At 71.8% G+C, this 330-nt stretch carries 1 protein-coding gene; it reads left to right on the top strand.

What is annotated here, in order from left to right:
- A partial coding sequence (locus ACWJ6R_RS38175) for an MFS transporter (protein ID WP_449066826.1) occupies positions 1-330 on the top strand: 330 nt, incomplete at both ends.

Raw genomic sequence — 330 nt, 5'->3', positions numbered from 1 at the left:
CGGCTACGGCGTGCTCTACTACGCCTTCTCCGTCTTCCTGCTGCCCATGGCGGCCGACCTGCACGCCTCCACCGCCCAGATCGCCGCCGCCCTGACCTGCTCGGTGCTGGTCTCGGCGCTGTGCGCACCGGTGGTGGGCCGCCGGCTGGACGCCCGCGGCGGTCGCGGCCTGATGACCGCCGGATCGGTCCTCGGCACGCTCGCCGTACTGGCCTGGTCACAGGTGGAGAACCTGCCGCAGCTGTACGCGGTGTTCGCCGCCATCGGCGTCGCGAGCGCGATGGTGCTCTACCAGAGCGCCTTCGCCGTCATCGTGGCCTGGTTCGACGG

It is taken from the genome of Planomonospora algeriensis (genome assembly GCF_977012225.1).
This window is presented reverse-complemented; position numbering and strand designations above follow the sequence as displayed.